Origin of the sequence: Pseudomonas sp. BIGb0176, assembly GCF_024810175.1 — a bacterium.
Taxonomy (GTDB): Bacteria; Pseudomonadota; Gammaproteobacteria; order Pseudomonadales; family Pseudomonadaceae; genus Aquipseudomonas; species Aquipseudomonas protegens.
In genome coordinates, this window is record NZ_JANUEC010000005.1 from 181,416 (window position 1) to 207,177 (window position 25,762).

Consider the following 25,762-nt stretch of genomic DNA (forward strand, 5'->3'; position numbering starts at 1 on the left):
TGCGCTGCGGGTCAGCAGCCTGCGATGGAGAGTCGCCCGTGAGTACACATAACCAAGCCGATCAGAAACCCGTAGCCCGCTACAAGCCCTACAAGGGACCCGCCGGTGGCTGGGGCGCCCTGATCAGCGTGGCCCAGGCGTGGCTGACCAGCGACAACGCGCTGAAGAACATCCGCATGATGCTCAAGACCAACCAGAACGGCGGCTTCGACTGCCCGGGCTGCGCCTGGGGCGACTCGCCGGAAAGCGGCATGGTCAAGTTCTGCGAGAACGGCGCCAAGGCGGTCAACTGGGAAGCCACCAAGCGCCGGGTGGACGCAGCGTTCTTCGCCAAGCACAGCGTCACTTCGCTGCTGGAGCAGAGCGACTACTGGCTGGAGTACCAGGGCCGGCTGACCGAGCCGATGAGCTACAACGCCGAGACCGACCGCTACCAGCCCATCAGTTGGGAAAATGCCTTCAGCCTGATCGCCAGGCACCTGCACAACCTGCCCAGCCCGGACATGGCCGAGTTCTACACCTCGGGCCGGGCCAGCAACGAAGCGGCCTACCTGTACCAGCTGTTCGTGCGCGCCTACGGCACCAACAACTTCCCCGACTGCTCGAACATGTGCCACGAGGCCAGCGGCGTGGCCCTGGCGCAGAGCGTCGGAGTCGGCAAAGGCACGGTGACCTTCGACGACTTCGAACACGCGGACGCCATCTTCGTCTGGGGCCAGAACCCCGGCACCAACCACCCACGCATGCTCGAACCGCTGCGTGAAGCAGTGAAGCGCGGCGCCCAGGTGGTGTGCATCAACCCGCTCAAGGAGCGCGGCCTGGAACGCTTCCAGCACCCGCAAAGCCCGATCGAGATGCTCACCAACGGCAACCGCCCGACCAATACCGCCTACTTCCGCCCGGCCCTGGGCGGCGACATGGCGCTGCTGCGGGGCATGGCCAAGTTCCTCCTGCAGTGGGAGCGCGATGCGCAGAAAGCCGGCGCGGCGTCGGTGTTCGACCACGACTTCCTCAATGCCCACACCGCCAACGTGCTCGACTACCTGGGCACCATCGACGACACCCCGTGGGAGCAGATCGTCGAGCAGTCCGGCCTGGCCCTGGTGGAGATCGAGCAAGCGGCGCGCATGTATGCCAAGGGCAAGAACGTCATCATGTGCTGGGCCATGGGCATCACCCAGCACCGCCACTCGGTGCCGACCATCCAGGAAATCGCCAACCTGATGCTGCTGCGCGGCAACATCGGCAAGCCCGGCGCCGGGCTGTGCCCGGTGCGTGGCCACAGCAACGTGCAGGGCGACCGCACCATGGGCATCAACGAACGCCCGCCAGTGGCCTTCCTCGACTCCCTGGAGCGGCGCTTCCAGTTCAAGGTCCCCCGGGACAACGGCCACAACGTGGTCGAGGCGATCCACGCCATGCTCGAAGGCCGCTCCAAGGTATTCATCGGCCTGGGGGGCAACTTCGCCCAGGCTACCCCGGACAGCCCGCGCACCTTCCAGGCCCTGAGCAACTGCGACCTCACCGTGCAGATCAGCACCAAGCTCAATCGCAGCCACCTGGCCCACGGCAAGGACGCACTGATCCTGCCGTGCCTGGGGCGTACCGATATCGACCAGCAGGCGGGCGGCCCGCAAGCGGTGACCGTGGAAGACTCCTTCAGCATGGTCCACGCCTCCAACGGCCAGTTGCAGCCGCTGTCGTCGCAGATGCGCTCCGAGCCGTGGATCCTCGCCGGTATCGCCGCTGCAACCCTGGGCAGCCGGCCGGTGGACTGGAACTGGCTGGCGGCCGACTACGGACGCATCCGCGACCTGATCGCCGACACCATTCCCGGCTTCAAGGACTTCAACGAACGGCTCAAGCATCCTGGCGGTTTCTACCTGGGCAACAGTGCCGGCGCCCGCCAGTGGAACACCCCGTCGGGGCGCGCCAACTTCCGCGCCAACTCGTTGCCCAAGGACCTGATCCACGAGCGCACCCGGGCCACCGGCCAACTGCCGGACCTGATCCTGCAATCGATGCGCTCCCACGACCAGTACAACACCACCATCTATGGGCTGGACGACCGCTACCGCGGGGTCAAGGGCCAGCGCGACGTGTTGTTCGCCAACGAGGCGGACATCATCCGCCTGGGCTTCAAGCCGGGGCAAAAGGCCGATATCGTCTCGCTCTGGGACGACGGCCGCGAGCGCCGGGTCAAGGGCTTCACCCTGCTGGCCTTCGACATTCCGGCCGGCCAGGCCGCGGCCTACTACCCGGAAGTGAACCCCCTGGTACCGCTGGAAAGCACCGGCGACGGCAGCCACACCCCGACTTCCAAGTTCATCGCCATTCGCCTGGAAGCGGCCAGCGCCAGCGGCCTGATCATGGCTCGCTCGGCCTGATTCCTGGCTTGAGGGCCTCTTCGCTGGCAAGCCAGCTCCTACGGTTAGCGCGTGAACCGTAGGAGCCGGCGACAGCCGCTGCGCAGCCTTGAACCGCAGGCACAAAAAAGGCCGCTTTTGTATCAAAGCGGCCGTTCCGAAGTAGCTAAAGACCCGCAAAAATCACTTAAGTTCCGCATTAAAAACAATAAGTTACGAGATTGTGTACAATTCGTGCTATTCGTCGGATTTCGTTTGTAAGCCCCTCGATACAGCCTCAGGATCGCGCCGTCATCCCTTTGAGGCTCCTCTATGAAGTTCTCCTCGATTCTCTTGTTGTCCCTTGGCCTGGTCAGCGGCGTCGCCTCTGCCGGAGGCACCACTGAAGCAGGTGTGGGCGGCGCATTGGGCGGGGTTCTAGGCTCGGTGGTCGGTCAGCAGATCGGCGGCAATACCGGTTCCGCCATCGGTGCGGCCCTGGGCGGCGCCGGCGGTAGCGCAGTGGGTGCGGACAAACGCAGCCGTGGCCAGGCAGCCATTGGTGGCGCCCTGGGCGCAGCCGGCGGCAACGTGGTGGGCCGCAGCATGGGCGGCAACACCGGCAGCCTGATCGGCGCAGCGGCAGGCGGTGGCGCCGGCGGCGCGCTGGGCAACTACATGGGCAATGAAAGTGCCCGGGAAGATCGCGACTACCGCGGCCGCGACGACCGCCGCTACTACCGCGACGGCCACCGTGGCCGTGGCCATGCCTACGGGCATCGCAAGCACCGCCACTACCGCGACTGATCCCCTGTAGCCGCTGGCGCAGGCTGCGAACGAGGCCGCAGGACTCGCCAGAGCAGGCGCTGCGGTGTGTCAGGCGGCTCGTGGAGACAGGTTAGCGTCTCCTGCGGAGCCGATCGCAGCCTACGGCAGCGGCTACAGATTCCAGATTCCAGATCGATTATCGACGTTCACGCCACCAGCAGCTGTTCCAGCGCCGCCCGCAATGCGGGCGGAATCGGCACCGGCTGGTTCGATGCCCGATCCACGAACACATGGACAAAACGCCCCGCTGCACAGGCATCCGCCTCTCCCGCCTTGAACACCGCCAGTTCGTACTGCACTGAACTGTTGCCCAGCTTGCCGACCCGCAAACCGATCTCGATGCGTTCGGGAAAGGCGATGGACGCAAAGTAATCACAAGCCGAGCTGACCACGAATCCCACCACCTCGCCGTCATGGATATCCAGCCCGCCCCGTTCGATCAGGTAGGTGTTCACCGCCGTGTCGAAGAAGCTGTAGTAGGTGACATTGTTCACGTGGCCGTAGACATCGTTGTCATGCCAGCGGGTGATGATCGGCTGGAAATGACGATAGTCGCCGCGTTGCGGCATAGGCTCGGACATCAGGGCTCTCTCCCATCGATTGAAGGCCGGGCGATCGGTTGATCGCCCGGCATTTCACCCCAGGCAGCTAAGCCTGGGCAAACCCTTTTCCGGCCGCGGCCAGTTCCTCGATCAACTGCGCCGGGCGCCAATGCGCCCCGTGCTCGGCTTGCAGGTGCTGCAAACGCTGGCGGACCTGCTCCAGCCCCTGGGCATCCGCCCAGCTCATCGGCCCACCCTGCTCCTTGGGAAAACCGTAGCCATTGAGATAGACCCGGTCGATGTCGGCGGCCGACTGGGCGATGCCCTCCTGGAGAATCTTCGCACCTTCGTTGACCAGCGCCAGCAGGCAGCGCTCGAGGATCTCCTCGGGGCCGATGTCCCGGCGCCGGTAACCCAGCTCCTCGCTGACCTGCAGCACCAGCGCATCCACCTGCAGGTCATGCTCGGCCTGGCGGCTGCCGGGTTCGTAGTGGTAGTAGCCGTCGCCACTCTTCTGGCCGAAACGACCCGACTCGCACAACCGGTTGTCGATCTGCACCTCGGGCGCATCCTGGCCCACACCGTCCAGTTGCCGGGCGCGCCAGCCCAGGTCGATGCCCACCACGTCATACATGCGGAACGGGCCCATGGCGAAACCGAACCCCTGCAAGGCGCCATCCACCTGATAGGGAAACGCCCCTTCCAGCAGCATCTTGCGCGCCTCGAGCACGTAGGTGTTGAGCATGCGATTGCCGATGAAGCCGAAGCAGTTGCCCGCCACGACACTGACCTTGCCCATGCGCTGCCCCAGGGCCAAGGCAGCGTCGAGCACCGCAGGCGCGGTCTTGGCCGCGCGCACCACCTCCAGCAGTTTCATGATGTGGGCCGGGCTGAAGAAGTGCAGGCCCAGTACCTGTGGCGCCCGCTGGGTGACTGCGGCAATCGCGTCGATATCCAGGGCCGAGGTGTTGCTGGCAAGGATCGCCTCGGGCTTGAGGGTCGCGTCCAGCTGGCGGAAGATCTGCTGCTTGAGTTCGAGGTTTTCGTAGACCGCCTCGATCACCAGGTCCACGTCGGCGAGCTGTGGATAATCCGCCGCCGGCTTGATCCGCGCCACCCGCGCATCGGCCTCGGCCTGATCGATGCGCCCCTGGCGCACGTTGTGGGCATAGGTGTCCGCCACCGCCGCCAGGGCCTGCTGGAGCATCTGCGGGTTGTTGTCCAGCCACAGTACCGGCAGGCCGGCATTGGCCAGGCACATGACAATGCCACGGCCCATGGTGCCGGCACCGATCACGGCGGCGCGCTGAATATCGAAAGCTGTCTGGCTCATGCTGGCTCTCTTGTGGGCGATCCAAAGACAGCCCCCACCATAGTCAGGCCCTCATCATTTTTGAAATTTATTCCTGTGATAAGCAGCATTCAGCAGATGGATTTTCAGCCTGGCAAATGGGCCTCGCACCACGCCCGCACCGCGGCATAAGGGTAATCTTCCAGTGCCGCGAAACCGGGGATGCTCCGAGCCTTGAGCCGGGTGAACAACGGCACGCTGATACCACAGAGAAAACGGGTCAGGCGTTCCGCCCCGGGTACATCGCCGGTGTGCTGCTGGTGCCTGTGGATAAAGTGGCCACACAGCCCGTCGAAACTCTTATCCACAAGCGCGGGCAGAACCGGCGGCTCCGGCAGCCGCGCCACCTGGCCATGGCACACCGAACAATGCCCGCAACGCTGGGGTGCCTGCCGGTCGCCGAAATACTCCGCCAGGCGGTAACCCAGGCACTGCTCGGTGGCGAACAGGTCGAGCATGGCGTGGATCCGCGCAATTTCACTGCCCTCGTGGCGGGTGAAATAACCGTGCAGGTCGGCACTCAGTGCCGCCAGGTCAAAGTCCGTCTGCAACAGGCTGTAGACCTCGGTCATCTGCTTGCTTTCCAGCTCTACCCAGCCTTTTTCCTGGAAGTAGTCCAAGGCCTTGACCACCCGGTTGCGCGGCGCCTGGTACTGCTCGTAGAGCGCGTCGAAATTCACCGTAGCCCAGGTCCTGGCGCGGCTTGAAGTGTTGATCACGGCCTCGACGAAGTCCCTCCGCTCGCCTTCGAAACGCGCCAGCAGGGCCTCGGTTTCCAGCAGCAGTTTGAAGCGGTATTCCGCGAAATAGGCATAGCGCGGCGCGATCAGGCCCCGCAGTTCCAGCTGCACCAGCAAGGTCTTGAGTGGCAGTTGGCGAATGTTGCTCTGGTCCGCCAGGGGGCCGAGCAGGAACTCCCATTGCCCGTCCGCCGCCGATGCCTGCAACTCCTCCAGCACACAACGGATGCCACTCAATTCCGGGGTGTCGCCGTAGACGAAGTTTTCCAGCACGTTGAGGCTGTCGCGGTTGGCCAGCACCAGGCAATCCGAAGGCTGGCCGTCGCGCCCGGCACGACCGATTTCCTGGCTGTAGTTCTCGATGGACTTGGGCAGATCGAAGTGCACCACGTTGCGGATGTCGCTCTTGTCGATGCCCATGCCGAAGGCGATGGTGGCGACGATGCAGTGGCTGCGGCCCTCCATGAAACGACGCTGGATCGACTCGCGCTGCTCGTGGGGCAGGCCGGCGTGGTAGGCCTCGGCGGAGATGCCTTGCTGGCTCAGGTGCTCGGCGATCTGCTCGGCGGTTTTCTGCAGGGTCACGTAGACAATGCTCGGCTGCCCGGCCCGGGCGCTCATCCACTGCACCAGCCGCCGACGCTTGTCGGCGCCCGGTACCGGCTCCACCAGCAGGTTGAGGTTGGGCCGGTAGAAACCGGTGGTTACTACGTCCTGCTGGGCGATGGCGAACTTGGCCTGCATGTCGGCGATCACTTTGGGGGTCGCCGTGGCCGTCAGTAGCAGGGCCTGGGGGATGTTGAACTGGCGCTGGTAGTCCGGCAGTTTCAGGTAGTCGGGGCGGAAGTTGTGGCCCCATTCGGAGATGCAGTGCGCCTCGTCCACCACCAGCAGGGAGATGGGCACCTGCTGCAGAAAATTGCGAAAGCGTTCGTTCTTCAGCCGCTCCACCGAGATCATCAGGATCTTCAGCTCCCCGGAACGAGCCCGGGCCATGACCTCATTGGCTTCATCCCGGCCCTGGGCCGAGTCGATGCTGGCAGCGGCAATGCCGTGGCGCTGGAGGAAGGCCAACTGGTCCTGCATCAGCGCCAGCAGCGGCGAAACCACCAGGGTCAGGTGCGGCAGCAGCAGGGCCGGCAACTGGTAGCACAGGGACTTGCCCGAACCGGTGGGAAAGATCGCTGCCGCCGAGCGCCCGGAGAGCACCGCGCTGACCGCGGCCTCCTGGCCCGGACGAAACTGTGGATAACCGAAGACCTGTTCCAGGGTGCTGTGCATAAGGGTCACTCCTTGGACCGCTGACCTGTCTTGAAGACTAGCGGGACAGGTCGGCAGGGCCAGAAAAGGTCGAAGGAAAAGCGCTACCGGATGATACCGGGCACAAGAAGCTTCATCGGCAAGCCAGCCCCAGCGCAGTAGCCGGCTTGCCGCTAAAGGAGGCCACCGCTAGCGCAAGGTCCGGCAATCCAGCCACTGCACGCCGTTGTGCTGATTGGCCTTGAGCAAGGCCGGAACCGCCTGGGCGGCCTTGGCATGGGTGTCATGGAACAGAATGATGCCCCGGCGCCAGAGCAGCATCAGTGTCTGCACCCGCTGCGCGGCCGCCTCGGCGCCGACCTTCTTGCTCCAGTCCTGGGAGTCGATGTTCCACAGCATCACCTGCACCCCCTGGGCCTTGAAGAACCCGGCGCTGTCACTGCGACGCTGCCCGTATGGCGGCCGGAACAGCGGCAGGTACTCATTGGTCAACGTGCGGTTGGCCAAGTTGGCGCTGCGAATCACCGAGCTTTGCCATTCGTTCCAGGAGGAGTGGGACTTGTGCTCCCAGCCGTGTACGCCCACACACTGACCGTCGTACAACTCGCGCATTTTCCCTGCCGAAGACTGGCTCAGGCGCGCCTGAAACGAGTCCCCCAGGACAAAGAAAAGGCTATGCAGATCGTAGGCCCGCAGCACCTCGATCAACTGATCCGTAGGCCCGTCTCTCAGGCTCGGCCCATCGTCGAAGGTCAGCAGAAACTGCCGGTCTGCCAGTTCGTCGCCCAGGCGCTCTGCCGGGTCCATGCGCTGGATCTCACTGCTGACGGCGGGAAACAAGGCGGCCAGGCGCAGCTGTTCATTGAGGTACTGCTGATGAAACTGCCCACTGGCCTCACCCCAGGCGCCGTAGGCCGCCTTGCTGGCGCCGGTGAAACTGGCCGCCAGTTGCCGCAGCTCCCCAAGGCTGCGTACCTGCAGACAGAAAGGCTGGCCATCACAGCCCTGGCTGGCCTGCCGGTAGTTGCCCAGCAATTGGTCCCAAAAACGCTGGCGCAGTTGATCCACCGACTTGCGGTCAAGCTGCCGCACTCCAAGCCGCTGCTTGAGGGCCTTGTCATCCAAGGCCTCGGTGGCCAGCAGGGCTTTGCTGAACATCAGAATCTCGGCCCGGGAGGCGGTATCGAAATCTGCGGCGCTGGTCAGCGGATTCGGCCAGCCACTGCGGTCGATGGTGGCGAACACCAGCGGCCCGGCCGCCTGGGCCACCCCTGTGGTCAGACACAGCGCCAGCAACCAGGGGAAAACACGAATTCGCATACCAACCTCCATAAATGCACAACGCGCCACTGCCGGCGCGTTGTGGAGATAACTTCTGCCTGTGTGATCAGCGGTTCTGCAACCGCTCTATCGCCTTGTCGTACACCGGGTTGGCCTTCTGCTCCCGGGCCTTGCGGTAGTGCTCCAGCGCCGTGACCAATTGCCCGGCATCTTCGTAGATGCGCCCCATGTCGTAGTAGGCGCTGGCGCGTATGGTGGGTGCCGACGGGCCACTGGCCAGGGCGATTGCCTGGCGATCGGCGGCCACGGCCTCGTCGGGGCGGCTGTTCTTGCGGTTGGACAGCGCCAGGTTGCTGTAGGCCTGGGCAAAGCCTGGATCCAGCTCGATGGCTTCGCGATAGTAGATACCCGCACTGCCGAAGTCGCCCTTGCGGTAGGAAGCCTCGCCTTTCTGGTTGAGGCTCTTGGCATCCACCGGCCCCTCGTCCCTGGCCAGCACTTCATCGATGGGCTTGCCATTGGCCAGTAGCAGCGGATCGAGGTCGCTCATCCGCGACTCCACTTCCTCGTTGCCTTGCAGCACCCGATCGATGTCCTGCAGTTGGCCATTGGCCGTCAGGCGAAACACTACCCAGAGGTTGCCCTGGCGGTTCTGTGGCACCCGGTAGCTGCGCATCAGCGTCGGGCCCTTATAGACAAAGACCTGCGCCTGGCTGCGGCCCAGGCGCAAGGATTCGGGATTATTGCCGTTGGTAAAGTCGTGCACCGCATACACGTAGGCATCGCCCGGCACAGGCTGTTCGATGGTGAGGGTCTCCGGCCCGCGGCTGTCGGTGCTATCCACATTCATCCGCGCCCCCGGCCCGGTGCCGGTGGCGTAATACAGCAACCGGTGGGGATAGCTCAAATGCGCATCCAGGTCTTCCCCCGGTGCACTCCAGCTCAGCACCACGCGCAGGCTTTGCGGATCCTTGAGCACCGGGCTCATGGCGTAGCTCAGCCCCTGGCACGGGCACTTGGCCCGCAGGTCGGCATAACCGAGCTTGCGGATCAGCAGTTCACTGCCCGGCGAATCGGCGGCCTCCAGCGTCACTCGCCCCTGGGCATCGGTCCGTCCGGAAGCCTGCCCCAACTGCACTTCGGCATCGGCCAGTACCGCGTCCTTGACCACCGCATCCAGCACCTGGAGCGACAACGACTGAGCCTGCACCGGACTCATCAGCATCCCTAGCCACAACAACGCCGCCAGGCGGAAAAAAGCCATAACAAAATCCCTGTAGATAACGATGGCCGGACCTCTGTCCCGCCCCACCCATCAGCGGCGAACCATACACAGTTTTGCCCGCCAATGCTCGGCCTGGCGCCGTAAATACAGCGCCAAACGACAGTCTTGCCTACCCGGAGCAACGCCCCCCGTCCCGACCTCCGAGCACTTGCAAGCCAAACCCCTACTCGCCTTACACTGCAGCTCCTGGAAACCGCAAGTGAACCCCGACCATGCAACTGGCCCCCGGCTTTCCCGACGACGTCATCATGCGCCAGCTCATGCAACTGCTGCATGAGGAAATAGGCCTGCCCGAGCGCAAGACTCTTCGCCTGAACACCGCGATCAATCTCGACCTGGGTTGCGACGGCGCCGACGCCCGTCATTTACTCAACGCTCTGGAAGAACAGTTTGATATCGATTTTGTCGATTTCGACAGCTATCGCTACTTCCAGCCCGAAGGCTACGATGTGTCCCTCAAGCGTCGCGCCAAGGGTCGGGGAGATAAGCTCCCGCTGACCATCGGCATGCTGTACCGGGCGCTCAAGGAGCAACGCTGGGACACTCAGGAGCTGGAAGGCCTCTAAGGTTCACGGCAGTACATAAGGAAATACCGTGGACGTACTGATGGGCTTGCTCGCCGCCCTGCTCTGGGGCGGCACCGATTTTCTCGTGGGGCTCAACGTGCGCGCCGTGGGCGTGAAACGTGCGGTGTTCTTCAGCCAGAGCCTGGGGTTCACCCTGATGAGCCTGCTGCTGGTGATCTTTCCCGCCTTCCTGCTCCAGGCCATGGCCGCGCCCCTGGAGGTCTGGCTGATGGGCGTGCTCGCCGCGACCTTTACCGTCTCCGGCGCCCTGGCCCTGGGCAAGGCCTTCGCCCTAGGCAAAGCCTCCATCGTCGCCCCATTGGTGACCTCCTACGGTGTGGTCACCACCTTGCTGTCCTGGGCCAGTGGCGAGCAGATCAGCCTGCTGCAGCTCATGTGCATCCTGTTGTGCGTGATCGGCGTGATCCTCTCCAGCCTGCACTCGGACTCCAAGCTGCCCCACAGCACCGCCGCCGGCCGCTCGATCTTCTTCGCCCTGCTCTCGGCCTTCCTCTATGGCACCAGCTTCTGGCTGCAGGGCCGCTACACCCTGCCGCAACTGGGGCCGATCAGCATGCTCTGGCTGGGTTACGCGGTGGGCAGCGGCGTGATGCTGCTGATGGTGCTCAAAGTTGCGGACGGGCTGAAGATCCCGCCGCTGAAGAACTGCGGCCTGCTGGCCTCCACCAGCCTGATGAACCTTGGCGCCTTCTTCGCCTTTTCCTGGGGTGCCATGAGCGGCTCGGTGTCGGTGGTGACGGTAATCAGCACCCTGTCCGGCGGCATCGCTGCGGTGCTGGGCTATGTGTTCTTCAAGGAGCGGCTGACGGCGGTGCAAGTGGCGGGCGTGGTGCTGGTGTTGCTGGGGGCGCTGGTGTTGCACTTGAAGACGTGAGGGTGTCTGGCTGGCCCAGGGGATGCCGCGCATCCCATCGCAGCCTGCGCCTGCGGCTACAGCGGCGCACAAAAAAGCCGCCCCGAAGGGCGGCTTTTTCATTGCAGGTCGAGGCTTACAGCTTTGGACCGGCTGCCTTGATCGCGTCGCTCACGTCGAACTTCTTGAAGTTCTCGATGAACAGGCCGGCCAGGGCCTTGGCGGCTTCGTCGTAGGCGGCTTTGTCCGCCCAGGTGTTACGTGGGTTGAGCAGGCCGGTTTCGACGCCCGGTACGGCTTTTGGCACGTCCAGGTTGACGATGTCCAGGTGCTCGGTCTCGGCACCAATCAGCGCGCCGCTCTGGATCGCTGCAATCACGCCACGGGTGGTGGGGATGTTGAAGCGTTTGCCCACGCCGTAGCCACCGCCGGTCCAGCCGGTGTTGACCAGGTAGACCTTGGAGCCGAAACCGCGGATGCGCTTGATCAGCAGCTCGGCGTATTCGCCCGCCGGACGCGGGAAGAACGGTGCGCCGAAGCAGGTGGAGAAGGTCGACTTGATGCCCGAGCCCGAACCCATTTCAGTCGAGCCCACCAGAGCGGTGTAGCCGGACAGGAAGTGGTAGGCGGCTTGTTCTTCGCTGAGGATCGAGACGGGCGGCAGTACGCCGGTCAGGTCGCAGGTCAGGAAGATCACGGCGTTAGGCTCGCCACCGAGGTTCTTCGGTGCGCGTTTTTCGATCAGCTCGCGCGGGTAGGCGGCGCGGCTGTTCTGGGTCAGGCTGTCGTCGGCGTAGTCGGCTTTCTTGGTGACCGGGTCGATCACCACGTTTTCCAGAACGGCACCGTGCTGGATGGCTTTCCAGATCACCGGCTCGTTCTTTTCCGACAGGTCGATGCACTTGGCATAGCAACCGCCTTCGATGTTGAACACCACGCCCACGCCCCAACCGTGTTCGTCGTCACCGATCAGGTAACGGCTTTCGTCAGCGGACAGGGTGGTCTTGCCGGTGCCCGACAGACCGAAGAACAGGGTCACGTCGCCTTCTTCGCCCATGTTTGCAGCGCAGTGCATCGGCAGTACGTCGGCAGCCGGCAGCAGGAAGTTCTGCACGGAGAACAGGGCTTTCTTCATTTCACCGGCGTAGCGCATGCCGGCGATCAGCACTTTCTTGGCCGCGAAGTTGAGGATCACGGTGCCATCGGAGTTGGTGCCGTCGCGCTCTGGCTCGCAGACGAAGTTCGGCGCGTTGAGGATCTGCCACTCATCCTTGCCACCGGCGTTGTACTGCTCGGGGTTGATGAACAGGCAGCGGCCGAACAGGTTGTGCCAGGCGGTCTCGGTGGTCATTTTCACCGGCAGGTAGTGCGCCGGATCGGAACCTACATGCACATGGGAAACAAAACGCTCGCGCTCGCCCAGGTAGGCTTCAACGCGGTCCCACAGGGCGTCGAACTTGGCCGCCGGGAACTTGCGGTTGATCGGGCCCCAGGCGATAGCGTCCTGGGTGCTGGGCTCTTCTACGATGAAACGATCCACTGGCGAACGGCCGGTACGATGACCGGTGCGAACCACCAGAGCGCCGGTATCGGCAAGCTCGCCCTCACCGCGGTTCAGGGCTTCTTTGACCAGATCATCCACACTCAGATCGGTGTACACGGCGTTATTGGCTTGCGTCATGAGGTTCCCCGTCGGCCATTGGCCGAGTGCTCCAAACGTTTTGTAGTAGAAACTCGCGCACTACTACCGCGAAAAAAGTGCGCCGGATTATGCCAGAAAAGCCCCAAAATAGTAGGGCCCTCCCGTCAGCACGGCGTAATTCCGGCGTTTGCCAGGTGATTTACCTGCGCTGAATCGTTTTAGTGACGAGTATCTGACGGCGTGTCCACGCCCGCCCCCGCGAACAATTGCGCGATATCAGCGGCATCGAACAGGTAGCGTTCGTTGCAGAACTGGCAATCGATCTCGATGCTGCCGCCATGTTCGACCACCAGTTGCTGGGCATCTTCCAGACCCAGGCTGACCAGCGCATTGCCCGACCGTTCCCGCGAGCAACTGCAGCGAAAACGCAGCGGCTGCACGTCGAACAGGCGCACGGCTTCTTCGTGGTACAGGCGGTGGAGCACGGTTTCGTTGTCCAGGCTCAGCAGCTCATCGGCGGTCAGGGTGCTGGCCAGGGCAGTGAGGTGCTGCCAGCTGGCGTCACGCTCTTCCTGATCACGCAGGCGGTCGGCGGGCAGTTGTTGCAGGAGCAGGCCACGGGCGCTGCGGCCGTCGGCATAGAGCCAGAAACGGGTGCCGGTCTGTTGCGACATGACGAAGTAGTTGGTGAAGCATTCCGCCAGGTTGGTGCCGTCCAGGTCGACGATGCCCTGGTAGCGCTGGCCATTGGTCGGGTCCACGGTCAGGGCCAGGACGCCGTTGGGCATCAGGTCGGCGAGGGTGGCATCAGGGGCGATCTGCTCCGCGTCGTAACGGGCCAGGCCACGGATCTCGCGCTCGCTGGAGCACTCGATCATCAGCAGCGGCACCGGGCCTTCGGAGCGGGCCTGGAGAATCAGCAAGCCATCGAATTTCAGGGTGCCGACCAGCAACGATGCCGCCGCCATCAGTTCGCCAAGCAGCTGTGCAACCGGCTCGGGATAGGGGTGTTTGGCGAGGACTTCCGCGTAACTGCGCTCCAGCGCCACCAGCTCGCCGCGGGTGTCGCTCTCATCGAAGATGAAGCGTTGAGTGAAGTCGGTATCCGGCAAATCAGTCATAGGTCTGGGTATCTGAATGATGACAAAAAGGTGACAAGCACCGAAAATTGCGGCTTTGCACCATGAGGGTGCAGTTTTGCGGTGATTGGAGATATTTTATGAACAATCCGGGTTTGTTCCAAGCAAGGTGGAACCTCGGCAAGCTGGTTCTGTGCAATTTACTCCCTTTGGCCCTGCTGGGTTTCTGGTTGTGGCCCACCGGGCAGGCGCTCTGCACGGTCTTCGACGAATGGCTGTTCCACCACCTCAACGCCCCTCTGGCAAGCAACTCGACCTGGCTGCATATCTGGGCCGTGGCCAGCCTGCGGCCGTTCGATATCGTAGTGGGGCTGATCATGCTCGGCCTGCTGATTCGCGGTGACTGGGTGTTCAAGGCGGTGGACGTGCGCCGTGCCTTCTTCGGCTTTCTATCGATCCTGATTCTGATGGTGGTGATTCGCGCGCTGTTTTCCAAGCTGGTGGCCGTCATGAACTGGCAGCACAACAGCCCGTCCATGGTGCTGGAAGGCGCCGTGCACATGAGCGACTACTTCCCGGGCTGGGAAAAGACCTGGGAACTCAAGGACCGCTCCAGCCAGAGCTTCCCGGGCGACCACGCTTCGGTGCTGCTGATCTGGGGCCTGTTCATGGGGATCTTCAGCCGCAGCATCGGCCAGTTCCTGATCGTCTGGGGCCTGACCCTGCTGTTCATGATGCCGCGCCTGGTGGCAGGCGCCCACTGGGGCCAGGACGACTACATCGGCGGTGTGCTGCTGGCGGTGCTGGCCCTGGGCTGGGGCTACTACACCCCGTACGCGGCGCGGATGTCGAACTTCCTGCTGCGCCTGACCCACCCGCTGTTCAACCTGTTGAGCCGGATGCCCGTGCTCTCGCGCATGAGCGTGGTGCGCGCCAGCAGCCTGCTGCGCTAAGCAGCCCCGTAGGAGCCGGCTTACCGGCTCCTACGGTTTCATTCGTGGTTGCTGCCGTGGAACTTGAACAGGTCCCGGCGCTGTTTCTTGCTCGGTTTACCGTCGGTGCTCACTCCTAGGGCACCAGCCTTGCGCTGGGCCGCAGCGGCTTCGCGCTTGGCGATGCTGGCCTCGGTTTCCGCGTACAGAGCCTGCGCTTCAGGAGCGCCACGGCGGACGATGGACAGGGCCTGGACCACCACGGTGCGTTCGTCGAAGCCGGCGCGAATCTGGTATTCATCGCCTACCCGCGGCTCCTTGCCCGGTTTGCAGCGCTCGCCCCGGTGATGCACCTTGCCGCTTTCAATCGCTGTCTTGGCCAGGGCACGAGTCTTGTAGAAGCGCGCTGCCCACAGCCATTTATCCAGACGAACCTTGTCCTCTTCTTCCTGCTTGTGCGCCACTGGAATTCCCCTCGCTGAAAAATGTCGCAACTTTACCGCCTGCAAGCGGGCTCTCATAAACCCTGCCGCTCACCTAAAATAACCCAGGTTGCGCCCTGATACGCGAGGAGTCCCCGTGACTGACTTCCCCACTTCCCTGACCTCGCCCGGCAACCGTTGCGAAGGTTGCCAGCAAAGCCAGCCACTGGGCTTCGATTTTTCCTTCGCCTACCAGCCCATAGTCGATCTGCGGGACCGCTCGGTCTTCGCCCATGAAGCCCTGGTGCGCGGGGTCAATGGCGAAGGGGCGGGAACGGTGCTGGGCCAGGTCAATGAAAGCAATCGCTACCGTTTCGACCAGCGCTGCCGGACCCAGGCAATCACCCTCGCCGCCCAGTTGGGGATGCAAAGCCACCTGTCGATCAACTTCATGCCCAACGCCGTGTACCGGCCGGAACTGTGCATCCGCAGCACCCTGGAGGCGGCCCGGGCCCAGCGTTTTCCCCTGGACCGGCTGATTTTCGAAACCCTGGAAAGCCAGCACGTAGATAACTATCGCCATTTGACCAATATTCTGCGTGAATACCGCGAATTCGGCTTCAAGACCGCCATCGACGACTTCGGCTCGGGGTACTCGGGGCTGAACCTGCTGGCGGATTTCCAACCCGACCTGATCAAGCTCGACATGGCGCTGGTGCGCGATGTGGACCAGGATCGCGTACGCCAGGCGATCATCCGCGCGATTGTCACAATGTGTGCGGAGTTGGGGGTTACAGTCATCGCCGAAGGTATTGAAAGCGCCGGTGAACGGGACTTTCTCAGCGACTGTGGAATTTATCTGATGCAGGGCTACTGGTTCGCCAAGCCTGCATTCAAAGCCCTGGCCGAGGTTCCGGCCGCGGCCTGGAACAGCTAATTGCGGATTTTCCTTATTGAAGACTTTTGACCATTTGACCGTTGTCGGTCTGCGCGAGTGGGTGGCGCTCCCGGATCTGGGCGTGGCCGGCCTGCGCGCCAAGATCGACACCGGGGCCAGCACCTCCAGCCTGCATGCCACCGAGATCGAGCCCTTCGAGCGCGAAGGTGAGCAGTGGGTGCGCTTCAATGCCCACCTGGGCAGTGTGGTGCAGTTGCGTCACCGGCGCTGCGAAGCACCGCTGGTGGCGATGAAAACCATTAAAAGCTCCAACGGCCAGGCCCAGGTGCGCTACGTGATCAGCACCACCCTGGCCCTGGGCGATCGGGTGTGGCGGGTGGAGTTCACCCTCGCCTGCCGCAAGGCCATGCGCTATCGCCTGCTGCTGGGTTCCAAGGCTCTGATCGACGGCCAACTGGTGGTCAATCCGGGCATCAAGTACGTACAAGACAAACCGGTGTTCCCGGTATCCACTACCTCTGCCACAGGTGTTGCATGAAGATCGCTGTGCTGTCGCGTAACCCGCGTCTGTATTCCACTCGTCGTCTGGTCGAGGCCGGCACCGAGCGTGGCCATGAAATGGTAGTGGTCGATACCCTGCGCGCCTACATGAACATCGCCAGTCACAAGCCGCAGATCCACTACCGCGGCAAGCCCCTGGAAGGCTTCGATGCGGTGATCCCGCGGATCGGTGCCTCGGTGACCTTCTATGGCTGCGCGGTGCTGCGCCAGTTCGAAATGATGGGGGTGTTCCCCCTCAACGAATCGGTGGCCATCGCCCGCTCCCGGGACAAGCTGCGCTCGCTGCAGTTGCTGTCGCGGCGTGGCATCGGCCTGCCGGTGACCGGCTTCGCCCATTCCCCGGACGACATTCCCGACCTGATCGAGATGGTCAATGGCGCGCCGTTGGTGATCAAGGTGCTGGAAGGCACCCAGGGCATCGGCGTGGTGCTGTGTGAAACCGCCACGGCGGCGGAATCGGTGATCGAGGCCTTCATGGGCCTGAAGCAGAACATCATGGTCCAGGAGTACATCAAGGAGGCCGGCGGCGCCGACATTCGCTGCTTCGTGGTGGGGGACAAGGTGATCGCGGCGATGAAACGCCAGGCCAAGCCGGGGGAGTTCCGCTCCAACCTGCATCGCGGCGGCAGCGCCAGCCTGATCAAGATCACTCCCGAAGAACGCATGACCGCGCTGCGGGCGGCCAAGGTCATGGGCCTGAGCGTGGCAGGGGTGGATATCCTGCGTTCCAATCACGGGCCGCTGGTGATGGAAGTCAATTCCTCGCCGGGCCTGGAAGGCATCGAGACCACCACCGGCAAGAACGTGGCGGGAATCATCATCGAGCACATCGAGAAGAACGGCGGGCCGAACATGACCCGGACCAAGGGCAAGGGCTAGGGATCGGGTTGCCGGCCTTGCGCTGGCAAGCCAGCTCCTACGGGCTATGTGCTGCCTGCAGGAGCGAAGCCCTGATCAATCCGCATCACGGGGCAGCAGCAAGCCCAGCGGCAGGCGTACCCGCGCTTCCAGGCCACCATCGGGGCGGTTGCGCAGTTCGACATTGCCACCGTGCATGGCGGCAATCCGCTTGACGATGGCCAGCCCCAGCCCGGTGCCCTTGCCGCCGCGGGCACGGTCGCCACGGGTGAAGGGGTTGAAGATCGCTTCCAGTTCCGAAGGATCGATCCCCGCGCCACGGTCCATCACGCTGAGCACCACATAGGGCGCATTGGTGTCACCGGACACATAGGCCGCCACTTCCACTTCCGTACCCGCATGATTCAGGGCGTTACCGATCAGGTTGTTGAGCAGGCGCTTCATCGACACCCGGCGCAACGGGAACGGCTGGATCGGCTCCAGGCGCAGGTGCACCCGTTCTTCGTTCTGGTTGTAGGGCGCCGCCACTTCCTGCACCAGATCGCCCAGGTCCACCTCTTCCACCGATTCGTCGCGCCCATCGCGAATGAAGGCCAGGAACTGGTCGAGAATGGCGTCCATGTCCTCGATATCCCGCACCATGTCGTCGGTCAGGTCAGTGTGATCGCCCATCAATTCCAGCGACAGGCGCAGCCGGGTCAGCGGCGTGCGCAGGTCGTGGGACACCCCGGCCAGCATCAACTCCCGTTCTCGCCCTGCCTGTTCCACGTCCTCGGCCATCTGGTTGAACGCGCGGTAGACCTCGGTCATTTCGCTGGGCGTATCGCTGATGGGCAGGCGCACGCTGCGCCCCTGGCCCAGTTGCCGGGCGGCATACACCAGGCGCTTGAGGGGCTGGTTGAGCTGGCTGACGAAAATCCAGGCCGAGGCGGTGGACAAGAGGCCAATGGCCAGGAACCAGCCCAACACGCTCCAGATCTTCTGCCCCCGCAGCGGGTGGGGGTACAGCGGCACCTTGAGCCAGCCGTCCCCCAGGCTCGGCGCCCGCACCCAGAGCGCCGGCGGCGCATGCATGCGCAGGCGCACTTCGGTGTCGGCGCCCAGTTCGGCCTGCATCTGCCGCTGGTAGATCTCGCTGTAGGGCCAATGCTGCTCGCCGGCCGGTACGCCGCTGCCCACCACCTTGATCAGGCCGGCAGCCTCGGCGATCTGGTCACGGTTGGATTCATCGGCAGCCCAGTAGGCGCGCAGGGTCAGGGCCACGCCGTGGCTGTACTGCCGGTCCACCAGCACGTCCTCGTTCATCAACAGATAAACCAGGGTCAATGCCTTGGAAAACAGCACCACGATCAGCACCAGCCACAGGGTGCGGGAGAAGAAACTCTGGGGGAACCACAGCGGGGTTTTCATAACAGCCACTACACACTTTGCAGGAGCGACTCGCGCTCGCACCGTTGCGGAATGCGAACGCCCGGGTCGTTACCGGCCCGGGCGTTGGCTCCTACAAATCAATGATCACTTGGTCGCGGTGCCATCCGGCACAAAGACATAACCCACGCCCCAGACGGTCTGGATGTAGCGCGGCTTGGAAGGATCGGGCTCGATCATCCGACGCAGGCGGGAGATCTGCACGTCAATGGAACGCTCCAGGGCGTCCCATTCGCGACCACGGGCCAGGTTCATCAACTTGTCCCGGGTCAGCGGCTGGCGGGCGTTCATCACCAGCGCCTTGAGCACCGCGAATTCACCGGTGGTGAGCATGTGCACTTCATTGCCGCGCTTGAGCTCGCGGGTGGCCAGGGACAACTCGTAGTCGCCGAAGGTCACGCTTTCGTCTTCGCTGCCCGGCGCACCCGGCACCGGGGCGGACTGGCGACGCAATACGGCCTTGACCCGCGCCATCAGCTCGTCGGGGTTGAACGGCTTGGCCAGGTAATCGTCGGCGCCCAGTTCCAGGCCCTTGATGCGGCTCAGCTCGTCGCCCTTGGCGGTGAGCATGATGATCGGAATCTGGTTGTTCGCGCTGCGCAGGCGGCGGCATGCGGTCAAGCCGTCTTCGCCGGGCAGCATCAGGTCGAGTACCACCAGGTTGAACACTTCGCGACCCAGCAGGCGGTCCATTTGCTCGGTGTTAGGTACTGCGCGGGCACGGTAGCCCTTGCTGACGAAGAAACGCTCCAGCAGGCTGCTCAGCCCCGGGTCGTCGTCAACAATAAGAATTTTTTCGCCTTCAGCAGTTTGTACAGTGCTGCTCATTGGATGCTCCTCTTATCTCGGTGCGCATTATGGCGTAGCTGCCGTTATACGCACCGAGTGCATTGTTAGCAGATTTTTCCTCTATCGCCAGCAAACCCGCTGTCGGCCTGAGGCTGGCGATCACCCCGCAACGGCTAACGCTGGGTATAATGCGCCGCCTTTTGTGTTGGGCAATATCTGATCAGTACGCCTGCGGCCGGTTTATTTTTTTACCCGGGCCGGCAGTATTTTTTCGATTTCACGGGTCAACAGGCAGCCTTTTGATCCAGGTGGCGGCGCGTGCCAGGCCGCTCAACCAGACTCGCCGGGCCTTATTTTCGTGCCCGCGGGCCTGCTTTCACAATTTGTCAGGTGGTTTTATGGACAGCATCAACAGCCGCATTGCCGAGGAACTCGGCGTACGCCCACAACAGGTCGAAGCGGCCGTCGCTCTATTGGATGAAGGCTCCACCGTGCCCTTCATCGCCCGCTACCGGAAAGAAGTCACCGGCAGCCTCGATGACACCCAGCTGCGTCATCTGGAAGAGCGCCTGCGCTACCTGCGAGAACTCGACGAACGGCGGATCAGCATCCTGGCCAGCATCGAAGAGCAAGGCAAGCTGACCCCGGAGCTGGCCCGCGACATCAAGCTGGCCGACACCAAGACCCGCCTCGAAGACCTTTACCTGCCTTATAAGCAGAAGCGCCGCACCAAGGGCCAGATCGCCCTGGAAGCCGGCCTCGGCGAACTGGCCGACGGCCTGTTCAACGACCCGAACCTGGCTCCGGAAACCGAAGCCGCACGCTTCGTCGACGCCGAAAAAGGCGTGGCCGACGTCAAGGCCGCCCTGGAAGGCGCCAAGTACATCCTGATGGAGCGCTTCGCCGAAGACGCCAGCCTGCTGGAAAAGCTGCGCAATTTCCTCAAGCAGGAAGCCACCATCAGCGCCCGCGTGATCGCCGGCAAGGAAGAGGAAGGCGCCAAGTTCCGCGACTACTTCGAACACGATGAACCACTCAAAAGCATGCCGTCGCACCGCGCCCTGGCAATTTTCCGTGGCCGCAACGAAGGCATTCTCAGCTCCGCGCTGAAAGTCGGTGACGAACTGCCGGGCACCATGCACCCGTGCGAAGGCATGATCGGCCAGCAATTCGGCATCCAGAACCAGAACCGCCCGGCCGACAAATGGCTCGGCGAAGTGGTGCGCTGGACCTGGAAGGTCAAGCTCTACACCCACCTGGAAACAGACCTGCTGGGCGAACTGCGCGATGGCGCGGAAACCGAGGCGATCAACGTCTTCGCCCACAACCTGCACGACCTGCTGCTGGCCGCTCCGGCCGGCCCGCGCGCCACCCTGGGCCTGGACCCGGGCCTGCGCACCGGCTGCAAGGTGGCGGTGGTGGATGCCACCGGCAAGCTGCTGGACCACGCCACCGTCTACCCCCATGTGCCGCATAACAAGTGGGACCAGACCCTGGGCATTCTGGCTGCCCTGTGCGCCAAGCACTCGGTGGACCTGATCGCCATCGGCAACGGCACCGCCAGCCGGGAAACCGACAAGCTGGCGGCCGAGCTGATCAAGAAATACCCGGCCATGAAGATGACCAAGGTCATGGTCTCCGAAGCCGGTGCATCGGTGTACTCGGCCTCGGAGCTGGCGGCCAAGGAATTCCCGGACCTGGACGTATCGATCCGTGGCGCGGTGTCCATCGCCCGCCGCCTGCAGGATCCACTGGCCGAGCTGGTGAAGATCGACCCGAAATCCATCGGTGTCGGCCAGTACCAGCACGATGTCTCGCAACTGAAACTGGCCCGTGGCCTGGACGCGGTGGTGGAAGACTGCGTGAACGCCGTGGGCGTCGACGTCAACACCGCCTCCGTGGCCCTGCTGGCGCGGATCTCCGGCCTCAACGCGACCCTGGCGCAGAACATCGTCAGCCACCGCGACGAACACGGTGCCTTCAAGACCCGCGCCGCGCTGAAAAAAGTCGCCCGCCTGGGTGAAAAGACCTTCGAACAGGCCGCCGGCTTCCTGCGTGTGATGAACGGCGACAACCCGCTGGACGCTTCCGCAGTGCACCCGGAAGCCTACCCGCTGGTACAACGCATCGCTGCCGACACCGGCCGCGACATCCGCTCGCTGATCGGCGACAGCGGCTTCCTCAAGCGCCTGGACCCGAAAAAGTTCACCGACGAAACCTTCGGCCTGCCCACCGTCACCGACATCCTCCAGGAACTGGACAAGCCCGGCCGCGACCCGCGCCCCGAGTTCAAGACCGCCGAGTTCCAGGACGGTGTCGAAGACCTCAAGGACCTGCAACTGGGGATGATCCTCGAAGGCGTGGTGACCAACGTCACCAATTTCGGGGCCTTCGTCGACATCGGCGTGCACCAGGACGGCCTGGTGCACATTTCGGCGCTGTCGGAGAAGTTCATCAAGGACCCACGCGAAGCGGTGAAGGCCGGTGACGTGGTGAAAGTGAAGGTTATGGAAGTCGATATCCCGCGCAAACGCGTCGGCCTGTCGATGCGCATGGGCGACACCCCGGGCGAGAAGATCGACGGTGCCCGTGGCTCCCGCCCCGGCTCGGCGCCACGCTCCTCCCAGGGCAATGCACCGCGCAAGGAGAGCGCCGCGCCCGCCCCGAGCAACAACGCCATGGCCTCGCTGTTCGCCAACGCCAAGCAGTTGAAGAAACGCTGATGCAGATCCCTGCCGGCCTGACCGAAAGCGCCTTCAGCCAATTGCTCGGCTGCCGTCTGCAACGCCTGGAAACCGGCGAAGCGGACGTCGCCCTGGAGCTGACCCCGCAACTGCGCAATCGCGGGCAGAAGCTGCACGGCGGGGCGATCTTCAGCCTGGTGGACATTGCCATGGGGCTGGCCTGTTCCAGCACCCACGGCTTCGACCAGCAGAGCGCCACCATCGAGTGCAAGATCAACTACATCCGCGCCGTGGCCGAGGGCGAGGTGCTGTGCCGGGCCAAGGTGATCCACCCCGGCCGCCGCACCCTGGTGGTGGAAGCGGATGTGATCCAGGGCGACAAACTGGTCGCAAAAGCACAAGGCACCTTCGCGGTCCTATAGCTCCCTGTCATGTATTTGGGTTAATTTCGGCGCTGCAAAAGCGGCGTCGGAGTTTTCTGCCCGCGCTAAAGCCAGATTCAGGGATGAAGGATTGGCGTTTTCAGGCGAGTCGGCTTGACTCAAAAACCAGGCGAAAACGCCAGTTTTAACTTCACCCTTGTAGACCGTCCTGCCCACCCCCATATTGGGGCGACTGACGCGTGAAGGAATCCAACTTGAGCGAACTTCTCAACCGCCGCCTGGCTCTGCTCGGCGAGCGCGCTAACCTCTCTCTGCTCGAGCAGTGCCTGCACGGTATCGAACGTGAATGCCTGCGTGTCACCGGCGAAGGCCGCCTGGCACAGACCCCGCACCCGGAAGAACTGGGTTCCGCGCTGACCAACGAACAGATCACCACGGACTACTCCGAGTCGCTGCTGGAGTTCATCACCCCGGCCCTCAAGGACCCGGCGGACACCCTGGCCAGCCTCGACAAGATTCATCGCTTCGCCTACAGCAAGCTCGGCAACGAGTACCTGTGGAGTCCATCGATGCCGTGCCCGTTGCCGGCCGAGGAAGATATCCCCATCGCCTACTACGGCACCTCCAACATCGGTCAGCTCAAGTACGTGTACCGCAAGGGCCTGGCCCTGCGCTACGGCAAGACCATGCAGTGCATTGCCGGGATCCACTACAACTTTTCCCTGCCGGAACAGCTATGGCCGCTGCTCAAGCAGGCCGAGGGCTTTGTCGGCACCGACCGTGACTACCAGTCTTCGGCCTATATCGCGCTGATCCGCAATTTCCGTCGCTACAGCTGGCTGCTGATGTACCTGTTCGGTGCCTCGCCGGCCCTGGACGCGGGTTTCCTGCGCGGCCGCTCGCACCAGCTGGAACAGTTGGACGCCGAGACCCTGTACCTGCCCTACGCCACCAGCCTGCGCATGAGCGACCTGGGCTACCAGAGCAAGGCCCAGGCCGGCCTGACCCCTTGCTACAACGACCTGAACAGCTACACCGACAGCCTGCGCAAGGCCGTGGCCACGCCCTACGCGCCCTATGTGGAAGTCGGCACCCACAAGGATGGCGAATGGGTGCAACTGAACACCAACATCCTGCAGATCGAAAACGAGTACTACTCCAACATCCGCCCCAAGCGCGTGACCTACACCGGCGAGCGGCCGATCCAGGCGCTGATGGCCCGGGGTATCCAGTACGTCGAAGTACGCTGCCTGGACATCAACCCGTTCCTGCCACTGGGCATCGACATCCAGGAAGCCCGCTTCCTCGACGCCTTCCTGCTGTATTGCGCACTCAACGACAGCCCGCTGTTCGAGAACAACGAGTGCGGCAATGCCACCTCGAACTTCCTCGCCGTGGTCAAGGAAGGCCGGCGCCCGGGCCTGCAGCTGCAACGCCAGGGCCAGCCGGTGGAAATGAAGGAGTGGGCCGCCCAACTGCTGGAGCAGATCGCCCCTCTGGCCGCCCTGCTCGACCAGAGCCATGGCAGCGACGTGCACAGCAAGGCCCTGGACGCCCAATTGGCCAAGGTCAAGGATTCGTCCCTGACCCCTTCGGCCCAGGTGCTGGCGGCCATGAGCGAGCACAAGGAGAGCTTCACCCAGTTCTCCCTGCGCCAGAGCCAGGCCCATGCCGAGTACTTCCGCAGCCAGGCCCTGAGCAAGGAAGAGCAAGCCGCGTTCGAAGAAGCGGCGCGCAAATCCCTGGAACAGCAGACCGAGCTTGAACAGAACGAGGTGGGTGATTTCGACGTGTTCGTCGGTGCCTACCAGGCCAGCATCCTGGCCATCAGCAACTGACGCTTCGCCGGCCAGCCGGCTCCTACACCCCTCCCGTAGGAGCCGGCTTGCCGGCGAACAGCACTCTGCATATTCCCCTCATAAGCTAATGCAAATAAGTTATTTATTTCTGCATTCTTAGATCATTTAGTCTCCTCCCACGCCGATCACCGGCCGCCTATGAGGAGCCTCCCATGAAACTGCATTTCCCCCTTCGCCTCCTGGCGGCCGCGTCCCTGGCCGCAGCGAGTTTCTTCGCCCAGGCGGCCGACGTCACCGTCGCCTACCAGACCACCGTCGACCCGGCCAAAGTGGCCCAGGCCGACGGCAGCTATGAAAAAGCCACCCAGGCCAAGATCAACTGGCGCAAATTCGATAACGGCGCCGACGTCATCGCCGCCATCGCTTCCGGCGATGTGCAGATCGGCTACCTGGGCTCCAGCCCGCTGACCGCCGCCATCACCCGCAAGGTGCCGGTGCAGACCTTCCTCATCGCCACCCAGATCGGCGCCGCCGAAGCCCTGGTGGCCCGGGACGGTTCCGGGATCACCTCGCCCCAGGACCTGGTCGGCAAGAAAGTCGCCGTGCCCTTCGTTTCCACCGGCCACTACAGCCTGCTGGCAGCCCTGAAGCACTGGAACATCGACCCCTCGAAAGTGCAGATACTCAACCTCGCGCCACCGGCGATCATCGCCGCCTGGAAGCGCGGCGATATCGATGCCACCTACGTCTGGGACCCGGCCCTGGGCGTGGCCAAGGAAAACGGCAAGGTGCTGATCACCTCCGGTGAACTGGCCAAGTTCGGCGCGCCGACCTTCGATGCCTGGATCGTGCGCAAGGATTTTGCCGAGAAGCATCCGGAAATCGTCACGGCCTTCGCCAAGGTGACCCTGGATGCCTACGCCCAGTACCGCAAGGACCCGCAAGCCTGGCTGGCCAACCAGGGCAACGTCGACAAGCTGGTGAAGCTCTCCGGGGCCAAGGCCAGCGATATTCCGCTGCTGCTGCAGGGCAACGTCTACCCGCTGGCCGCCGACCAGGTGGTCAGCCTCGGTGCGCCGACCACCAAGGCCATCACCGACACCGCCGCGTTCCTCAAGGAGCAGGGCAAGGTGGAGGCAGTGCTGCCGGACTACGCCCCCTACGTCAGCGCCAAGTTCATCCCTGAATAACCCGCGTCAGGACAGGAGATAGCCG

At 63.5% G+C, this 25,762-nt stretch carries 22 protein-coding genes; 12 read left to right on the forward strand and 10 right to left on the reverse strand.

The genetic code is table 11. The annotated features are described in order from the left end of the window. Positions 1 to 38: 38 nt before the first annotated feature. Positions 39 to 2,387 carry an FdhF/YdeP family oxidoreductase gene (locus M2395_RS27665; protein ID WP_053148523.1) on the forward strand — a complete coding sequence of 783 codons (2,349 nt, stop codon included), beginning with the start codon at positions 39 to 41 and terminating at the stop codon, positions 2,385 to 2,387. 291 nt (positions 2,388 to 2,678) lie between these two features. Beyond that, on the forward strand, positions 2,679 to 3,152 hold the full coding sequence (locus M2395_RS27670; RefSeq protein ID WP_011058670.1) for a YMGG-like glycine zipper-containing protein: 474 nt from the start codon (positions 2,679 to 2,681) through the stop codon (positions 3,150 to 3,152). Positions 3,153 to 3,319: 167 nt separating this feature from the next. On the opposite strand, the gene M2395_RS27675 is transcribed toward M2395_RS27670, so the two are convergent. The 5 genes from M2395_RS27675 to M2395_RS27695 all read right to left on the reverse strand — a co-directional run bounded on the left by M2395_RS27675 (position 3,320) and on the right by M2395_RS27695 (position 9,611). After that, positions 3,320 to 3,754 carry a thioesterase family protein gene (locus tag M2395_RS27675; protein WP_011058669.1) on the reverse strand — a complete coding sequence of 145 codons (435 nt, stop codon included), beginning with the start codon at positions 3,752 to 3,754 and terminating at the stop codon, positions 3,320 to 3,322. Positions 3,755 to 3,821: 67 nt separating this feature from the next. After that, positions 3,822 to 5,048 (reverse strand): 3-hydroxyacyl-CoA dehydrogenase, encoded by a 1,227-nt coding sequence (locus tag M2395_RS27680; RefSeq protein ID WP_123431236.1) that lies wholly within the window; start codon positions 5,046 to 5,048, stop codon positions 3,822 to 3,824. 104 nt (positions 5,049 to 5,152) lie between these two features. After that, positions 5,153 to 7,087 (reverse strand): ATP-dependent DNA helicase RecQ, encoded by a 1,935-nt coding sequence (locus M2395_RS27685; protein ID WP_123431237.1) that lies wholly within the window; start codon positions 7,085 to 7,087, stop codon positions 5,153 to 5,155. Between the two features lie 168 nt (positions 7,088 to 7,255). Then, positions 7,256 to 8,386, reverse strand: a complete 1,131-nt coding sequence (locus M2395_RS27690; RefSeq protein ID WP_123431238.1) for a polysaccharide deacetylase family protein — start codon at positions 8,384 to 8,386, stop codon at positions 7,256 to 7,258. Positions 8,387 to 8,453: 67 nt separating this feature from the next. Continuing rightward, complete coding sequence (locus M2395_RS27695) at positions 8,454 to 9,611, reverse strand: YfaP family protein (protein WP_015633773.1); 1,158 nt, start codon at positions 9,609 to 9,611, stop codon at positions 8,454 to 8,456. A 233-nt stretch (positions 9,612 to 9,844) separates the two neighbouring features. Here M2395_RS27695 and M2395_RS27700 point away from each other — a divergent pair, with 233 nt between their 5' ends. Both M2395_RS27700 and M2395_RS27705 read left to right on the forward strand, forming a co-directional pair. Beyond that, the gene (locus tag M2395_RS27700) at positions 9,845 to 10,198 is read left to right on the forward strand and encodes a DUF1493 family protein (protein WP_011058664.1); all 354 of its coding nucleotides are present in this window, start codon (positions 9,845 to 9,847) and stop codon (positions 10,196 to 10,198) included. Positions 10,199 to 10,238: 40 nt separating this feature from the next. Then, positions 10,239 to 11,093, forward strand: a complete 855-nt coding sequence (locus M2395_RS27705) for a DMT family transporter (protein WP_185057802.1) — start codon at positions 10,239 to 10,241, stop codon at positions 11,091 to 11,093. A 115-nt stretch (positions 11,094 to 11,208) separates the two neighbouring features. Here the strand turns inward: M2395_RS27705 and M2395_RS27710 are convergent, their stop codons facing one another. Next, the gene (locus tag M2395_RS27710; RefSeq protein ID WP_011058662.1) at positions 11,209 to 12,753 is read right to left on the reverse strand and encodes a phosphoenolpyruvate carboxykinase; all 1,545 of its coding nucleotides are present in this window, start codon (positions 12,751 to 12,753) and stop codon (positions 11,209 to 11,211) included. A gap of 179 nt (positions 12,754 to 12,932) precedes the next feature. Continuing rightward, on the reverse strand, positions 12,933 to 13,835 hold the full coding sequence (hslO, locus tag M2395_RS27715; protein ID WP_011058661.1) for an Hsp33 family molecular chaperone HslO: 903 nt from the start codon (positions 13,833 to 13,835) through the stop codon (positions 12,933 to 12,935). Positions 13,836 to 13,933: 98 nt separating this feature from the next. On the opposite strand from hslO, the gene M2395_RS27720 reads away from it, so the two are divergent. Then, positions 13,934 to 14,746: a phosphatase PAP2 family protein gene (locus tag M2395_RS27720; RefSeq protein WP_011058660.1), complete on the forward strand. Its 813-nt coding sequence runs from the start codon at positions 13,934 to 13,936 to the stop codon at positions 14,744 to 14,746. Positions 14,747 to 14,784: 38 nt separating this feature from the next. Here M2395_RS27720 and M2395_RS27725 read toward each other — a convergent pair whose 3' ends face one another. Continuing rightward, positions 14,785 to 15,189 (reverse strand): RNA-binding S4 domain-containing protein, encoded by a 405-nt coding sequence (locus M2395_RS27725; RefSeq protein ID WP_011058659.1) that lies wholly within the window; start codon positions 15,187 to 15,189, stop codon positions 14,785 to 14,787. Positions 15,190 to 15,304: 115 nt separating this feature from the next. On the opposite strand from M2395_RS27725, the gene M2395_RS27730 reads away from it, so the two are divergent. Genes M2395_RS27730 through rimK form a run of 3 tightly spaced genes read left to right on the forward strand, consistent with a single transcriptional unit; the run spans position 15,305 to position 17,485 of the window. Continuing rightward, positions 15,305 to 16,084, forward strand: a complete 780-nt coding sequence (locus tag M2395_RS27730) for an EAL domain-containing protein (protein ID WP_123431240.1) — start codon at positions 15,305 to 15,307, stop codon at positions 16,082 to 16,084. 16 nt (positions 16,085 to 16,100) lie between these two features. After that, on the forward strand, positions 16,101 to 16,583 hold the full coding sequence (locus tag M2395_RS27735; protein ID WP_015633768.1) for an ATP-dependent zinc protease: 483 nt from the start codon (positions 16,101 to 16,103) through the stop codon (positions 16,581 to 16,583). Next, a complete protein-coding gene (rimK, locus tag M2395_RS27740) occupies positions 16,580 to 17,485 on the forward strand; it encodes a 30S ribosomal protein S6--L-glutamate ligase (protein WP_007931744.1) in 906 nt (301 codons plus the stop codon). The genes M2395_RS27735 and rimK overlap by 4 nt, the downstream gene beginning before the upstream one ends. A gap of 75 nt (positions 17,486 to 17,560) precedes the next feature. Here the strand turns inward: rimK and M2395_RS27745 are convergent, their stop codons facing one another. Both M2395_RS27745 and ompR read right to left on the reverse strand, forming a co-directional pair. Beyond that, on the reverse strand, positions 17,561 to 18,874 hold the full coding sequence (locus tag M2395_RS27745; protein WP_011058657.1) for an ATP-binding protein: 1,314 nt from the start codon (positions 18,872 to 18,874) through the stop codon (positions 17,561 to 17,563). 105 nt (positions 18,875 to 18,979) lie between these two features. Continuing rightward, positions 18,980 to 19,720 (reverse strand): two-component system response regulator OmpR, encoded by a 741-nt coding sequence (gene ompR / locus M2395_RS27750; protein WP_011058656.1) that lies wholly within the window; start codon positions 19,718 to 19,720, stop codon positions 18,980 to 18,982. A 359-nt stretch (positions 19,721 to 20,079) separates the two neighbouring features. Here ompR and M2395_RS27755 point away from each other — a divergent pair, with 359 nt between their 5' ends. From M2395_RS27755 to tauA, 4 genes are all read left to right on the forward strand, one after another. Beyond that, complete coding sequence (locus M2395_RS27755; protein WP_011058655.1) at positions 20,080 to 22,404, forward strand: Tex family protein; 2,325 nt, start codon at positions 20,080 to 20,082, stop codon at positions 22,402 to 22,404. Continuing rightward, the gene (locus M2395_RS27760; RefSeq protein WP_011058654.1) at positions 22,404 to 22,787 is read left to right on the forward strand and encodes a PaaI family thioesterase; all 384 of its coding nucleotides are present in this window, start codon (positions 22,404 to 22,406) and stop codon (positions 22,785 to 22,787) included. The genes M2395_RS27755 and M2395_RS27760 overlap by 1 nt, the downstream gene beginning before the upstream one ends. 215 nt (positions 22,788 to 23,002) lie before the next feature. Then, a complete protein-coding gene (gene gshA, locus M2395_RS27765; protein ID WP_026020196.1) occupies positions 23,003 to 24,586 on the forward strand; it encodes a glutamate--cysteine ligase in 1,584 nt (527 codons plus the stop codon). A gap of 173 nt (positions 24,587 to 24,759) precedes the next feature. Next, positions 24,760 to 25,737 (forward strand): taurine ABC transporter substrate-binding protein, encoded by a 978-nt coding sequence (gene tauA / locus M2395_RS27770; RefSeq protein WP_015633766.1) that lies wholly within the window; start codon positions 24,760 to 24,762, stop codon positions 25,735 to 25,737. The last annotated feature ends 25 nt before the right edge of the window (positions 25,738 to 25,762 follow it).